Source organism: Halobacterium sp. NMX12-1, from assembly GCF_040435975.1.
Classification (GTDB): Archaea; Halobacteriota; Halobacteria; order Halobacteriales; family Halobacteriaceae; genus Halobacterium; species Halobacterium hubeiense.
Window position 1 is genome coordinate 1,242,999 of sequence record NZ_CP159204.1, and the last position, 13,132, is coordinate 1,256,130.

At 69.0% G+C, this 13,132-nt stretch carries 16 protein-coding genes; 7 read left to right on the forward strand and 9 right to left on the reverse strand.

Features of this window, described 5'->3' with window-relative positions; translation table 11 throughout:
- Entirely contained in the window at positions 1-969 is a 969-nt protein-coding gene (locus ABSL23_RS08010; RefSeq protein WP_353635310.1) for an NDP-sugar synthase, read from the reverse strand.
- Between the two features lie 59 nt (positions 970-1,028).
- Here ABSL23_RS08010 and ABSL23_RS08015 point away from each other — a divergent pair, with 59 nt between their 5' ends.
- Positions 1,029-1,319 (forward strand): helix-turn-helix domain-containing protein, encoded by a 291-nt coding sequence (locus ABSL23_RS08015; protein WP_353635311.1) that lies wholly within the window; start codon positions 1,029-1,031, stop codon positions 1,317-1,319.
- Here the strand turns inward: ABSL23_RS08015 and ABSL23_RS08020 are convergent.
- The 4 genes from ABSL23_RS08020 to ABSL23_RS08035 form a co-directional block, all read right to left on the reverse strand.
- Positions 1,316-1,735 carry a Rieske 2Fe-2S domain-containing protein gene (locus tag ABSL23_RS08020; RefSeq protein WP_353635312.1) on the reverse strand — a complete coding sequence of 140 codons (420 nt, stop codon included), beginning with the start codon at positions 1,733-1,735 and terminating at the stop codon, positions 1,316-1,318. The genes ABSL23_RS08015 and ABSL23_RS08020 overlap by 4 nt on opposite strands.
- Before the next feature lie 287 nt (positions 1,736-2,022).
- Complete coding sequence (locus ABSL23_RS08025; protein ID WP_353635313.1) at positions 2,023-2,877, reverse strand: aminodeoxychorismate lyase; 855 nt, start codon at positions 2,875-2,877, stop codon at positions 2,023-2,025.
- A 31-nt stretch (positions 2,878-2,908) separates the two neighbouring features.
- Positions 2,909-3,418, reverse strand: a complete 510-nt coding sequence (locus ABSL23_RS08030; RefSeq protein WP_353635314.1) for a DUF4332 domain-containing protein — start codon at positions 3,416-3,418, stop codon at positions 2,909-2,911.
- 45 nt (positions 3,419-3,463) lie between these two features.
- A complete protein-coding gene (locus tag ABSL23_RS08035) occupies positions 3,464-4,267 on the reverse strand; it encodes a shikimate dehydrogenase (RefSeq protein WP_353635315.1) in 804 nt (267 codons plus the stop codon).
- 78 nt (positions 4,268-4,345) lie between these two features.
- On the opposite strand from ABSL23_RS08035, the gene ABSL23_RS08040 reads away from it, so the two are divergent.
- The 4 genes from ABSL23_RS08040 to ftsZ all read left to right on the forward strand — a co-directional run bounded on the left by ABSL23_RS08040 (position 4,346) and on the right by ftsZ (position 9,269).
- Positions 4,346-5,302, forward strand: a complete 957-nt coding sequence (locus ABSL23_RS08040; RefSeq protein WP_353635316.1) for a calcium/sodium antiporter — start codon at positions 4,346-4,348, stop codon at positions 5,300-5,302.
- A 43-nt stretch (positions 5,303-5,345) separates the two neighbouring features.
- Entirely contained in the window at positions 5,346-6,665 is a 1,320-nt protein-coding gene (locus tag ABSL23_RS08045) for a sodium:calcium antiporter (protein ID WP_059056094.1), read from the forward strand.
- 63 nt (positions 6,666-6,728) lie between these two features.
- On the forward strand, positions 6,729-8,084 hold the full coding sequence (locus ABSL23_RS08050; protein WP_353635317.1) for a D-aminoacyl-tRNA deacylase: 1,356 nt from the start codon (positions 6,729-6,731) through the stop codon (positions 8,082-8,084).
- Positions 8,085-8,111: 27 nt separating this feature from the next.
- Entirely contained in the window at positions 8,112-9,269 is a 1,158-nt protein-coding gene (gene ftsZ, locus ABSL23_RS08055) for a cell division protein FtsZ (RefSeq protein WP_059056098.1), read from the forward strand.
- A gap of 164 nt (positions 9,270-9,433) precedes the next feature.
- Here the strand turns inward: ftsZ and ABSL23_RS08060 are convergent, their stop codons facing one another.
- The gene (locus ABSL23_RS08060; RefSeq protein WP_353635318.1) at positions 9,434-9,718 is read right to left on the reverse strand and encodes an amphi-Trp domain-containing protein; all 285 of its coding nucleotides are present in this window, start codon (positions 9,716-9,718) and stop codon (positions 9,434-9,436) included.
- Between the two features lie 98 nt (positions 9,719-9,816).
- On the opposite strand from ABSL23_RS08060, the gene ABSL23_RS08065 reads away from it, so the two are divergent.
- Together ABSL23_RS08065 and ABSL23_RS08070 are read left to right on the forward strand one after the other, a co-directional pair.
- Positions 9,817-9,990, forward strand: a complete 174-nt coding sequence (locus tag ABSL23_RS08065; protein ID WP_059056101.1) for a protein translocase SEC61 complex subunit gamma — start codon at positions 9,817-9,819, stop codon at positions 9,988-9,990.
- A 1-nt stretch (position 9,991) separates the two neighbouring features.
- Complete coding sequence (locus tag ABSL23_RS08070; protein WP_058981570.1) at positions 9,992-10,429, forward strand: transcription elongation factor Spt5; 438 nt, start codon at positions 9,992-9,994, stop codon at positions 10,427-10,429.
- A gap of 63 nt (positions 10,430-10,492) precedes the next feature.
- Here ABSL23_RS08070 and ABSL23_RS08075 read toward each other — a convergent pair whose 3' ends face one another.
- The 3 genes from ABSL23_RS08075 to ABSL23_RS08085 all read right to left on the reverse strand — a co-directional run bounded on the left by ABSL23_RS08075 (position 10,493) and on the right by ABSL23_RS08085 (position 13,048).
- On the reverse strand, positions 10,493-11,221 hold the full coding sequence (locus ABSL23_RS08075; protein ID WP_353635319.1) for a fumarylacetoacetate hydrolase family protein: 729 nt from the start codon (positions 11,219-11,221) through the stop codon (positions 10,493-10,495).
- 50 nt (positions 11,222-11,271) lie between these two features.
- Positions 11,272-11,613, reverse strand: a complete 342-nt coding sequence (locus tag ABSL23_RS08080; protein WP_059056105.1) for a hypothetical protein — start codon at positions 11,611-11,613, stop codon at positions 11,272-11,274.
- Positions 11,614-11,893: 280 nt separating this feature from the next.
- Complete coding sequence (locus tag ABSL23_RS08085) at positions 11,894-13,048, reverse strand: acyl-CoA dehydrogenase family protein (RefSeq protein WP_353635365.1); 1,155 nt, start codon at positions 13,046-13,048, stop codon at positions 11,894-11,896.
- Positions 13,049-13,132: the final 84 nt, after the last annotated feature.

The following is a 13,132-nucleotide window of genomic DNA, read 5'->3' on the forward strand; positions in this document are numbered from 1 at the left end:
TCACTCGCCGTTCGAAATCGTGGTGTGCGCGCCGATGAGCGCGCCCGCGAAGTCGATGTCTTCGAGGTGGGTCTGCTCGTCGATGATGGAGTCGCGGACGTCGCAGTCGTGCAGGGTCGCGTCCGGGAAGATGACGGAGTTGTCCACGCTGGAGTTGCGGAGTTCGGCGTCGCCCATCACGTGGACGTTCTCGCCGATGGTGGTGTTCTCGACGACGGCGTCGTCGCTGACGAGGTTCTCGCCGTCGAGCTTCCAGCGCACGGCGTCCAGATACGACTCCGGCGTGCCGATGTCGAACCACGCGCCCTCGAAGGTGAACGCGTGGACGGACTGGCGGGCCTGCAGCCACTGGAGGAACCAGCCGGGCTCGTCGGGGTTCTCGCCCTCGTCGAGGTACCGGTCGAGGTCGGGCAGTGTCTCCCGCGGGAACGCGTAGCACGCGATGGAGACGAGCGTGCTCTTGGGGTGTTCGGGCTTCTCCTGGAAGTCCACGACTTCGTCGCCGTCGAGGTCCACGAGCCCGTAGGACTTCGCTCGTTCGAGGCTGCCGACGTCGTAGGCGGCCAGCGCGGGCGTCGCCTTCGCCTCGAAGAAGTCAACGAACTCGGCGATGTCGAAGCTGATGAGGTTATCCCCGGCGACCACCACGAGGTCGTCGTCGACGTTCTCGCGGTCGACCAGCTGGGCGAGCGCGCCGACGACGCCGAACTTCTCGTCCTCCTCGGAGGTGTCTTCGACGGTCAGCGTCGGCTTCTCGAAGTCGCTGTCGGCGAGGTACTCGCGGAAGTCCTCCGCGAAGCGCTCGTTCGTGGAGACGAACACCTCCTCGATGCGGTCGTCGGCTTCGAGGTCGGCGAAGATTTCGTCGATGACTGTCGAGTCCCCGACGGGGAGGAACATCTTCGGTCGGTGTTTCGTGATGGGCCACAACCGGGTCGCGTACCCGCCGGCGAGGACGACGGCTTTCATACCCCGACGGTGCCGTGCGTCCGATAAGTCCTTTTTCATCCAGGTGTCCACTTGCGGGCATGGACGACCAGACCACCCGCGAACGCATCCTCGACACGCTCCGCGAGCGCCCCGACACGCCCAGCGCCCTCGCAGAGGAGTTCGGCGTCTCCCGCGGCACGGTGCTGACGCACGTCCGCCACCTCTCGAAGTCCCTAGAGGGGACCGACGAGGAACTGCTCGTGAAGCCCCCGGAGTGCCGCGAGTGCGGGTTCGACGGCTTCGACGACCCCGTGAACGTGCCGTCGCGGTGCCCCGAGTGCAAACACGAGAACGTCGAGGAGCCCGCGTTCGTCGTCGAGGCCGTCTAGAAGCCGAGGCGCGCGCCGGGGTCCGTCGAGAGGTCCGCGGGGTCGCCGTCGTCGACGCCCGTCCGCACGAACTCGTAGTCGTCGTCCGCGAGGTAGACGTCGCCGTCACGGGTCTCGACCGAGACGGGGTCCAGTTGCGCGCCCTCGCAGGGACCGTGCGTGCAGACCCCCGAGTCCTTCTCGAAGGTCGCGGCGTGCTTCCGGCAGACCACGTCGCCGTTCCGCACGGGCGCGCCGTCGCCCGTGTCGAGTTTCACGTCCGTCCAGTGCATGCAGTAGTTCAGGAACGACGTGACCGAGCCGTCCGAGACCTTCAACAGGATGGCCTCGCGCTCGTCGCCGCCGTCGGCGACCGTGTACAGTAGCGTCCCGTCGGCCGGCACCTCCTCGACCGCGGCGATTCGCTCGTCTCCCATTGGCCCCGGCTATCGGTTCGGCGGCTTTGAGCGTACCGGAATCTGCGGCTGTTCACTCACGAGCATCCGCGAGCGCCATACGGCGCTCGCGGTTCACCGAGCGCGAACGACGCGAGGCGCGAAGCGCCTCGGAACGTGCGAGCAGCGAGCGAAGCGAGCCGTGAGCAGTGAGCGCTCGGGCGCGAGGACTGAGGGGAGTGAGCGTAGCGAACGAACCGAAGGAGGAGTGCTTTTAGTGCAGGTTTTGCCGAGGGCGCGCGGAGCGCGCCCGCAGCGCAAAAAGTGCGTTAGTAGTGCCGCGCTTCGACTTCTTCGGCGAGCGCGCGAGCGAGGCGCGCGCCGACCTTGCACGTGGTGTAGGTGGTGTCGTCGTAGGCGGCGACGGGTCGGACCTCCCACGTGGTGTTCGTGAGGAACACCTCGTCGGCGCTCCGCAGGTCTCGGGGCCGGTAGTGGCCTTCCTCCACCGGGACGCCGAGGTCGTCGGCGAGTTCGAGGACCGCCCAGCGCGTGATGCCGGGGTTGACCGGGAGGTCGAGGCTGGGCGTGTGGAGGGTGCCGTCGTCGACGAAGAAGACGTTGCTCGCGGCGCCGCCGGTGACGCGGCCGTCGGCGTCGAGGAGGACGGCTTCGTCGGCGTCGCCGGCGTCGATGCGCGCGAGAATCCCGTTGAGGTAGTTGTGGGTCTTCGCGACCGAGGGGAGCGCGTCGTCGGCGACGCGCTCGACGGCGGCGGTCGCGGCGGTCGCGGGCTCGCTCCAGACGCGTTCGCCGTCCACGCCGCCCCGCGGCAGGGGGTCGGTGACGACGACGACCGTCGGGTCCGCGTCGCCGTCGGGCGTCAACGACCCGGAGTGGGTGCCGCGGGAGACAGTGAGGCGGACGCGCGCGTCCGTGAGGTCGTTGGCGGCGAGCGTGGCGTGGACGCGGCCGCGGAGGTCGCGCTCGGAGAGCCCGTGGTCGATGCCGAGCGCGTCGCAGGTCGCCTGCAGGCGCTTGGCGTGGGCGGCCCACGCGAACACCTGGCCGCCGTACGCGCGCAGCGTCTCGACAGCGGCGTCGCCGTACTGGAACCCGCGGTCGCGGACGCTCACGGTGGCGTCCTCGGCAGCCACGAGCTCGCCGTCTACGTGCGAGTACACGTGTCGGCGCCGGCCGGGGCGGCTGCGGCCATCAGTCGTGGTCCTGGGCGGCGTCCACCCAGCGGCCGACGCGCTTCGCGGAGAGGTCCACGCGCTCGGCGAGGTCCTCCGGGTCGGCCGCCGCGAGGTCCGCGACGGTCTCGATGCCCGCGTCTTCGAGGCGGTCGGCGTACGCCGGGCCGATGCCCTTCAGGACGGTGACCGGCTCGCCCTCGACCGTCTCGGGCGCTTCCTCGTCGCCCGCGCTGGCGGCTTCCGCGGGTTCGGCGGCCCGCGTCGGGTCGTCGGTGTGTTCCTCGTCCACCAGCGACTCTGTGGAGGCGGCGGCGTCCGTCTCCGTCGCGACCGGCTCGTCGACGCCGTCCGCGTCGGCCTCGGGTTCGGCCTCAGTGTCGGTTTCGCGTACTGCGTCGGATTCCTTGACCGCCCGCTCGGACTCCGCCTCCGGCTCGTGTTCGACGGTGACGTCGACGCCGCTCCCGGCGGAGCGGCTCTCCTCCTCCATCCCGAGCAGCGATTTGAGTGTCGAGAGCAGTCCCATTGGCTGGCTATATCCCCCGACTGCACTTAAAGCCGTGCCCGTCAGTCAGAGTTGCGCGCGCAGTGCGTCGTTCATCGCGGCTATCGGCGCGTCTCGACCCGTCCACAGTTCGAACGCCGCGACGCCCTGGAAGAGGAGCATCCACGCGCCGTCTATCGTGGTCGCTCCCGCGGCGTCGGCGTCCCGGAGCAGCCGCGTCTCCAGCGGCGCGTACACCGCGTCCAGCACTGCGAGGTCGGCGTGGAGCGCGTCCGCCGGAACGGGCGACTCGTCCTCCTCCATCCCGACGCTCGTCGCGTTCACGAGTACGTCGGCGTCCGCGAGCAGTTTGGGGAGCGCGTCGAGACCGTGCGCTGACGCGGCCGCCCCGACGTCCTCGGCCAGCAGTTCCGCCGTCTCGACGGTTCGGTTGGCGATGCTGACGGAGGCTCCCGCGTCGGCGAGCGCGAACGCCGCCGCGCGGCCCGCGCCGCCCGCACCCACGACGACCGCGTCGCGGCCGTCCAGTTCGACGCCGTGGTGGGCGAACGAGCGGCGCACGCCCTCCGCGTCCGTGTTGTGGCCGGTGACTGTGTCCCCGGAGAAGTCGATGGTGTTGACCGCGCCGATGCGGGCCGCGAGGTCGTCCGGCTCAACGGCGTCGAGGACTGCCTGCTTGAACGGGATGGTGACGTTCAGGCCAGCGACGCCGAGCGCGTCCGCGCCCTCGACGGCGGCCGCGATGTCCTCGCGCGCCGGCTCGAAGGTGACGTACCGGGCGTCGATGCCGAGTTCGTCGTAGGCGGCCTCGTGCATCGGCGGCGACAGCGAGTGCTCGACCGGATTCCCGACGAGTCCGAATACTTGCACGCCTCCACGCACTCACGCGTCGTTTATAACTGATGCTCACTCCGAACCGTTTTTGCCCGCGAGCCAGTTTCCCGGCGTATGGCCGGCACACTCCTCGTCGACGGCGCGATACTGCTCGTCGGCATCCTGCTGCTCTACGTCGGCGCCGAGTTCCTCGTCGCCGCGGCGTCCGCGCTCGCGCTCTCCCACGGCGTGAAGGCGGCGACGGTGGGCGTCACCATCGTCGCGTTCGCCACCACGGCGCCCGAGCTGTTCGTCTCCGCGACGGGCGCGCTGACCGCCTCCGACAGCATCGCGCTCGGCAACATCGTCGGGTCGAACATCGCCAACATCGGCCTCGTCCTCGGCGCGTCCGCGCTCGTCCGCCCGATGGAAGTCGACGACAAGACGCTCTACCAGCACGGCCCGTTCATGTTCACGGCCGCCGTCGCGCTCGTCGTCCTCGGGCTCGACGGCAGCATCGCCGCGTTCGACGGCGTCGTCCTCCTCGCGCTGCTGGCCGGCTTCACCGGCTACCTCTACTACAAGTCCCAGCAGGCAGAGGACGTCGCGCTCCCGGAGGAGGTCGAGATGGACGAGGAGACCACGACCGCGGGCGTCCGCGAGTACGTCACGCTCGCCGGCGCCATCGTCCTGCTGCTGGCCGGCTCCCGCGCGCTCATCGTCGGCGGCAAGGGCGTCCTCGAGGCGTGGGGCTTCGGCGACCTCTTCATCGGCCTCACCATCATCGCGTTCGGCACCTCCGTCCCCGAGCTGGCGACGTCGCTCGTGAGCGCGATTCGCGGAGAATCCGGGTTCTCCATCGGGAACGTCGTCGGGTCGAACATCTACAACGTGCTCGCGGTCATCGGCGTCGTCGCCGTCCTCGTCCCCATCACGGTGTCCGGGTCCACCATCGGCTACGAGTTCCCCGTGATGTTGGCGTTCACCGTCGTCGCGCTCGCCGTCATGGCGTTCGGCGACCGCATCACGCGCGTCGAGGGCGCGGGCCTGCTGGCCGGCTACGTCGGCTTCGTCTACTTCCTGCTGCCGTAGCCCAACCACAAGCGTTAGGGAGCGCTTCGCGGACAGTACTGGTATGCTACGAGAGCGCCTGCAACACCCACTGACCGCGCTGGCGCTCGCGACGCTGCTGACCGCGCCGTGGGTCGGCGTCTTCCTCACCGGCGGCCCCGACGCGTACGGGTTCGGCGAACCGACGACCGTCGCGGTCAGCGGTGTCGCCGTCCTCGGGGCGGCGTTCCTGTTGGCGTGGGGCGCCGAGACCGCCGAGAAGGACGTCCCGCCCGCGTTCGCCATCGCGGTGCTGGCGGTGCTGGCGGTCGCCCCCGAGTACGCCGTCGACGCGCTGTACGCGTGGACCGCCGGCGCGAACGCCGGGACCGCGCGCGGCATCGAAGCCGCGAACCTCGCGGTCGCGAACATGACCGGCGCGAACCGCATCCTCATCGGGCTCGGGTGGTCGGGCGTCGCGCTGTTCACCGTCTACAAGGCCCGCTCCTCGAAGGACGCCGCGGTCGAGCAGCGCGGCGGCCTCCGCAGCGTCGTCAACCTCGACCCCGCCATCGCAACCGAAATCACGTTCCTGCTCGCCGCGACCGCCTACGCCTTCCTCGTGCCGCTCCGCGGCGGCATCGACATCGTGGACACGGTCGTGCTCGTGGGCCTGTTCGCGACGTACATCGCCATCATCATCCGCGGCGACGTCTCCCACGACACCGAACACGTCGGCGTCCCCGCGTACCTCCAGCAGTTCCGGCGGCCCGCCCGCGTCGCCACCGTCCTCGCGCTGTTCGCGTTCTCCGGCGCGGTCATCTACACCGCCGTCCACCCGTTCGCGCACGGCCTCGAAGTGCTCGGGGAGAACGCCGGCATCCCGCCGTTCTTCATGATTCAGTGGGTCGCGCCGCTGGCCTCCGAGGCGCCCGAGCTCATCGTCGTCGTCTACCTCGTGAACAAGGCGCGCTCGACGGCCGGGTTCAACGCGCTCATCTCCTCGAAGCTCAACCAGTGGACGCTGCTCATCGGGACGCTCGCGGTCGTCTACAGCATCGCGTACGGCGGCGTCGCCACGCTCCCCTTCGACGAGAAGCAGGCCGCCGAAATCTGGATTACCGCCGCCCAGAGCCTCTTCGCCATCGCCATCCTCGCGAACCTCAACATCGCCGTCTGGGAGGGCGTCACGCTGCTGGTGTTGTTCCTCACGCAGGTGTTCGTGGAGTTCGGCATCATCCGGCTGGTCGCCGAGCCCCGGGCGACCGAGCTCAGCATCCTCGTCCTCTACGCGTACACCGCCGTCTACCTCGCGCTCGCCGCCGTCCTGCTCGTGAAGCGCCGCGAGTCCGTCGCGCGGCTCCTGCGGGTCACCGCGGACGGCGCTCGCTCGGCGTTCTCGTAGCGGCCGCCGGCCAGTTCCTCGGGGAACGGCAGTCGTTTTACGGGCCGCCTCCTACGGCGTGCCGTGATTGGAATCGTCGTGAGCCGGGCCGACAGCGCGTCCGAACACATCGGCGAGCAGCTGCTGGAGGCCGGCGACTTCGAGCAGACCGGCGCGGGCGTCTACCGCGCGGACGGCTTCGAACTGCGGGAGTTCGACGACCTCCACATCGACCTCGACGACCCGGCGACGGCGTTCGACGACCCCGACTACGTGGTGGTCGTCTCGCGACACGCCGGCGACACCGGCGCGCTGCTGACCGCCCACCACACCGGGAACTTCGGCGACGCGGAGTACGGCGGCGAGGACCGCGCGCTCGCGGCCGCCTGCCCGAACGCCCACCGCGAGGTCGTGGACGCGCTCCGCGAGCACGCGCCGGACGGCTACGAGGTCGGGATGGAGTGCACGCACCACGGTCCCACCGAGACCAGCGTGCCGTCGATGTTCGTGGAGCTCGGCAGCGACGAGTCGCAGTGGGACGACCCCGAGGGCGCGAGAGCAGTCGCGGAAGCCGTCCTCGACCTCCGCGGCGTCGACGCGCGCTCCGAGCGCGCGCTCGTCGCGTTCGGCGGCGGCCACTACGCGCCCCGCCCCACGCGCATCGTCAGGGAGACCGACTGGGGCGTCGGCCACGTCGCCGCCGACTGGTGTCTCGACGACCTCGGCGACCCCGAGGCCCACCGCGACGTCGTCGAGCGAATGTTCGAGGCGAGCGGCGCTGAGCACGCCGTCGTGGACGGCGACAAGCCCGGCGTCGAGCGCGTCGTCTCGGAACTGGGGTACCGCGTCGTCAGCGAGACGTGGGTCCGCGAGACCGACGGGGTTCCCCTCGACCTCGTGGACAGCGTCGAAGAACGCGTTGGCACGGTCGACGACGGCCTTCGGTTCGGCGAGCCAGCGACGGGCTACGAGGGCGGCTACGCGGTCGTGGACCTGCCCGCCGACCTGCTCGACGCCGTCCACGCGACCGACCCCGAGGCGGCCGTCGGCGCGGCCGCCGAGACCGCGCTCGCCTACGCCACCGACGAGAACGGCAACCGGCTCGCCGGCCCCGCCGCGTTCGCGGACGACGACGCCTACGACGCGTTCCTCGCTCGGGTCGCAGACATTCTGGAGCGCGACTACGACGTGACCCGCGAGGACGCCACGCTGACCGCGACGCGGGAGGCGTTCGACCCCGCCGCCGCCAGCGAACTCGGCGTTCCCGAAGGTCCGAAGTTCGGGAAGCTCGCGGGAGGTGAACCGGTGGACATCGACGGCGCGGAAATCCGGCCGGCCGACGTCACCCGCACCGAGACCACCACCGTTTCGGTCGGCTTCCGCGAGCGGACGCGTGAGCGCGTGCGACGCCCGTCCGACGCCGAGGGGAAAGGTAATTAAGCCTCACACGCTACCCGTTACGCAACAATGGACTCGATTGTGCAGGACGCCATCGACGAAGCCGAGGAGGACTCGGCTTCGGAGGGCGGCGGTACCCCAGCCGAGGGCGCGTCCGCCAGCGTTCCAACCGGGGAGATGACCGACGACGAACTCGAGGACGTCCTCCAGGAACTCCAGACGAGCATCACCGTCGTGGGCTGTGGCGGCGCCGGCTCGAACACCATCGACCGCATGTTCGAGGAGGGCATCCACGGCGCGTCGCTGGTCGCCGCGAACACCGACGTCCAGCACCTCGTCGAAATCGAAGCCGACACCAAAATTCTCATGGGCCAGCAGAAGACCCAGGGCCGGGGCGCCGGCTCGCTCCCGCAGGTCGGCGAGGAAGCGGCGCTCGAATCCCAGGACGAGATTCGGGACTCCATCGAGGGCTCTGACATGGTGTTCGTCACCGCCGGCCTCGGCGGCGGCACCGGCACCGGATCCGCGCCCGTCGTCGCGAAGGCCGCCCGCGAAGCCGGCGCGCTCACCATCGCCATCGTCACCACGCCGTTCACCGCCGAAGGCGAAGTCCGGCGCACGAACGCCGAAGCCGGCCTCGAACGACTCCGCGACGTCGCCGACACCGTCATCGTCGTCCCCAACGACCGCCTCCTCGACTCGGTCGGCAAGCTCCCCGTCCGCGAGGCGTTCAAGGTCTCGGACGAAGTCCTCATGCGCTCCGTGAAGGGCATCACGGAACTCATCACCAAGCCCGGCCTCGTCAACCTCGACTTCGCCGACGTTCGGACTGTCATGGAGAAGGGCGGCGTCGCCATGATCGGCCTCGGCGAAGCCGACTCCGACGCCAAGGCCGCCGACTCCGTCAAGTCCGCGCTGCGCTCCCCGCTGCTCGACGTCGACATCTCCTCCGCGAACTCCGCGCTCGTCAACGTGACCGGCGGCCCCGACATGAGCATCGAGGAGGCCGAGGGCGTCGTCGAACAGCTCTACGACCGCATCGACCCCGACGCCCGCATCATCTGGGGGACCAGCGTCGACGAGGACATCGAAGGCGAGATGCGCACCATGGTCGTCGTCACCGGTGTCGACTCCCCGCAGATTTACGGCCGCAACGACGCCCCCGAACCCGAACCGGAGCCGGACGGCGGCGACAGCGAAATCGACGACATCGACTACGTCGAATAGTACCTTTTTCCGCCTCGGGTGTCCTCGCTCCCGCTGGTCGCTGCGGGCACCACTTGGCGCAAAAAGCTACGCTAAAAAGACCCGCCGTCGCGGGGCTCCGCCCCGCTCCGGCGGTGAACAGCGCGCTACGCGCGCTGATGCCGACGTCCTGCCGCGACTGCTCTCTACTCGATTTCGAGTTCGCCGCTCTCGCTGGCTGCGTCGCCGTCCTCGGGCCACTCGAGTTCGAACTCGACGCTCAGTTCCTTCGGGCCGTCGGTCGCCCCCTCGCGTTCGGCTTTGACCTCGAACGTCGGGCGGCTCGGCGGGTCGAGCGTGACCTCGTCGCCGCCCGCTTTCAGCGTGATTCCCTTGCCGGATTCGAGGTTGTCGGCGATAGTGCGGAGGTAGGTGGCGATTTCCTCGCGGCTGCGGTCACTCTCGGACTCGAACAGGACTTCTTCGGGCATACGAGCCGACAGTACGCCGGCCGAACGGATAAACGAGCGGGCCGCCGGCCTCGCTCGGCATCAATAGATAAAAGAGCGCTCGCCGACTCAACACGTGTATGGACGTTCCCCTAGAGCTTTCCGCGTATACGCGCGTGCTCCGGCTGGCGAGCACGCCGTCGTGGGAGGAGTTCTCCCAGATTTCGAAAATCGCTGGCGCCGGCATCCTGCTGGTCGGACTGCTGGGCTTCGTCATCTTCCTGGTGATGGAAGGCGTCACGTCGGTGATATAAGATGGGCGTGTACGCCGTCAAGACCACCGCGAGCCAGGAGCAGACCGTCGCCAGCATGATCGCCAACCGCGAGGCCGACGAGATTCACGCGGTGCTGGCGCCGGACGCGCTCACCAGCTACGTGATGGTCGAAGCAGACGACCACAACATCATCGAGCGCGTGATGGAGGAGATTCCGCACGCGCGCAGCCTCGTCCCCGGCGAGTCCGGCATCAGCGAGGTCGAACACTTCCTCTCCCCGAAGCCCGACGTCGAGGGCATCGCGGAGGGCGACATCGTCGAACTCATCGCCGGTCCGTTCAAGGGCGAGAAGGCGCAGGTCCAGCGCATCGACGAGAGCAAAGACCAGGTCACCGTCGAGCTGTACGAGGCGACCGTCCCGATTCCCGTGACGGTGCGGGGCGACCAGATTCGCGTGCTCGACTCCGAAGAGCGCTAAACCGCTTCTCGGAAGTTCGAACGGCGTAGCCGCGAGCGTATTCGGAAGAACGCGCGCTCCGACTCAGTTCTCGCCGTCCGGTTCGACAATCGTGTTTTCGAGTGTGCCGACGCCCTCGTAGGTGATTTCGACGGTGTCGCCGGGTTCGACGAGCCCGGGGTTCGCGGGGCTGCCGAACGCGACGACGTCACCGGATTGGAAGGTGAACCGCTCGGAGAGGAACGAGACGACCTCGTAGGGGTCGAACAGCATCAGTTCGGTGTTGGCTTCCTGCCGGCGCTCGCCCGCGACGTCGGTGTGCATGTCGATGCTCGTGGGGTCGAGGTCGGTCTCTATCCACGGGCCGAGCGGCCCGGAGCCGTCGAAAGCTTTCCGGGCGGTGCGGCCCGGCTGGTCGAGCGCGTCGAGGTCGTTCATGATGGTGAACCCCCGCAGCACGTCCGGCACGTCGGCCTCGTCTACGCGGTGACAGCGCTCGCCGACGACGGCCGCGAGTTCGCCCGCGTACGTCAGTTCGTCGGTGAACGTCGGGTACGGCACGTCGTCGCCGTGGCCGACCACGGAGACCGGCGGTTTGATGAAGAAGTCGGGCTGCTCGGGCCGCTCGTAGTCCATCTGGTCGAGCGTCTCCGCGTAGTTGCGGCCGACGCAGTACAGCGCCGACGGGTCGCAGGGCGGCGCGAGCGTGCCGTCCTCGCCGACGACGTACTCGGCGTCCTCGGTGGCGACGACGCCGTCGCGGTACTCGCCCTCGACGAGGCCGTCGTCGGTCCGGAGTCGTGCGAGTCGCATGGCTGGACGTCACGGAGGCGCGGCAAATCGCTTACGAACGCGGCGAGAAGCTAGCTCGTGGTGGCGTGCGCGGCGTCGGTGGCCTCGGCGACGTCGATGGGTTCGTCGCTCAGGAGGTCTTCGAGCACCGCGGGGTCGAGCGCGTCGGCGACGTCGTCGAGCACGCGCTCGCGCTCGCGGATGGCCTCGGCGTCGCCGTCGTAGAACCGGACGTACTCGGCGCGCGTGTGCTCGCGGAGCCCGTGCTTGATGGCGAAGAAGCCCTCGGGGACCGTCTCCCCGCAGATTTCGCACTCGTGGGCGTCGTGGTCCGCGACCTGATGGGCCAACAGCGCCTCGACGCTCCCGAACGTCGACCCACATCCGACAATCGCGCACTCCCACGCAGACATACGCCTCTGTAACCTGAGCGCGCAGATAAACCTTGTGTCGCCTTTTCGACCACTGAACCCGACGAGTCAGCCGTTCGTCACTGCTCTGTCAGACAAATTCTCGGACGCGAGACGCGGTTCAGGCAGTTGATACCACTTGACAACCGGGGCCTGATACGGGCTCTTCGAGCGCTATCGCGGCCGTTCGGTGTTCGGCAGCGAAGTGCCGACGACGTTCCGTGGGTGGCTCACTGCTGTTCGCCGGACTTCCGGAAATCTCCGATTTCCGGCGTCTGTCTCGCTACTGCTCGCCAGACTGCCGGTAAATCAGATTCCGCTGAATCTCGTTGGCGCCCTCGTAGATGACCGGGATGCGGGCGTCGCGGTAGACGCGGGCGATGCGGCGGTCGGTGAGAATCGAGCGCCCGCCGTGGAACTGCATCCCCTGCTCGGCGTTGTCGACGGCGACCTCCGTGGACTTCGTCTTCGCCATCGCCGCCCACAGGCCGGGGTTGTCGTACTCCTCGACCTTGCGGGCGGCGCGGTAGTTCAGCGCGCGCGCGGCCTCGAACTCCAGTCGCATGTCCGCGAGGCCGTGCTGGACGGCCTGGAAGTCCGCGACGTGGCGGCCGAACTCCTCGCGCTCGTGCACGAAGTCCCACGCCTCTTCGAGCGCCGCGGCGGCGAGGCCGAGGCCGTGCCCGCCGACGACGACGCGGCCGTGGTTGAAGAAGTCCGCGAGCATCATGAACCCGGCTCCCTCGCTGCCGATGAGGTTCTCCTCGGGAATCCGGCAGTCGTCGAAGACGATGTGGGCCTGCTTGGACGCGCGCATCCCCATCTTCTCGGGGATGTGCTCGGCGACGTAGCCGTCGGCGTCCGTCGGCACGATGAAAAGCGAGTAGTCCATGTAGCGGTCGCCGGTGTCGCCGGTCTTGGCGTACACCGTCACCCAGTCGGCTTCGACGCCGTTGCCGATCCAGTACTTCTCGCCGTTGAGCACGTACTCGTCGCCGTCCTTGTCGGCGGTCGTGTGCATCCCGGCGAGGTCCGACCCGACGTCGGGCTCGGAGACAGCCAGCCCCGTAATCTGGTCGTTGGCCGCGACCGGGCGGAGGTACCGCTCTTTCTGGTCGTCGTTGCCGTACTCTTCGAGCATCTCCGCGCCGAAGCTCGCGAGCTGGAGCGTCAGCGCGATGCCGGCGTCCGCGCGGTAGAACTCCTCGGCGATGGCCAGCATCTGTTCGAGGTCGAGGCCGCGGCCGCCGTACTCCTCGCCGATGTCCTGGGCGACGAGCCCGGCGTCCATCCCGGCCTCCAGAATCTCCCACGGGTACTCGCCGGTTCGGTAGAACTCCTCGGCGTTCGGCGCGATGTGCTCCTCGGCGAACTCGCGGGCCTCGTGCTTGACGTCGACCGCGTGCTCGGGAACCACGTCCTCGGAGAGCAGGTTCAGACTCATACCGGCCGTTGGAGCGCCACGGGCATAAACGGCCGCGAACGTTCGACAGTCCGCGCGGAGTTTATCCGCCGGAACCGT

Coding starts and splice junctions, on each gene's coding strand:
- ABSL23_RS08010 (WP_353635310.1), bottom strand. CDS start 969: ATGAAAGCCGTCGTCCTCGCCGGCGGGTACGCGACCCGGTTGTGGCCC.
- ABSL23_RS08015 (WP_353635311.1), top strand. CDS start 1,029: ATGGACGACCAGACCACCCGCGAACGCATCCTCGACACGCTCCGCGAG.
- ABSL23_RS08020 (WP_353635312.1), bottom strand. CDS start 1,735: ATGGGAGACGAGCGAATCGCCGCGGTCGAGGAGGTGCCGGCCGACGGG.
- ABSL23_RS08030 (WP_353635314.1), bottom strand. CDS start 3,418: ATGGGACTGCTCTCGACACTCAAATCGCTGCTCGGGATGGAGGAGGAG.
- ABSL23_RS08040 (WP_353635316.1), top strand. CDS start 4,346: ATGGCCGGCACACTCCTCGTCGACGGCGCGATACTGCTCGTCGGCATC.
- ABSL23_RS08045 (WP_059056094.1), top strand. CDS start 5,346: ATGCTACGAGAGCGCCTGCAACACCCACTGACCGCGCTGGCGCTCGCG.
- ftsZ (WP_059056098.1), top strand. CDS start 8,112: ATGGACTCGATTGTGCAGGACGCCATCGACGAAGCCGAGGAGGACTCG.
- ABSL23_RS08060 (WP_353635318.1), bottom strand. CDS start 9,718: ATGCCCGAAGAAGTCCTGTTCGAGTCCGAGAGTGACCGCAGCCGCGAG.
- ABSL23_RS08065 (WP_059056101.1), top strand. CDS start 9,817: ATGGACGTTCCCCTAGAGCTTTCCGCGTATACGCGCGTGCTCCGGCTG.
- ABSL23_RS08070 (WP_058981570.1), top strand. CDS start 9,992: ATGGGCGTGTACGCCGTCAAGACCACCGCGAGCCAGGAGCAGACCGTC.
- ABSL23_RS08075 (WP_353635319.1), bottom strand. CDS start 11,221: ATGCGACTCGCACGACTCCGGACCGACGACGGCCTCGTCGAGGGCGAG.
- ABSL23_RS08080 (WP_059056105.1), bottom strand. CDS start 11,613: ATGTCTGCGTGGGAGTGCGCGATTGTCGGATGTGGGTCGACGTTCGGG.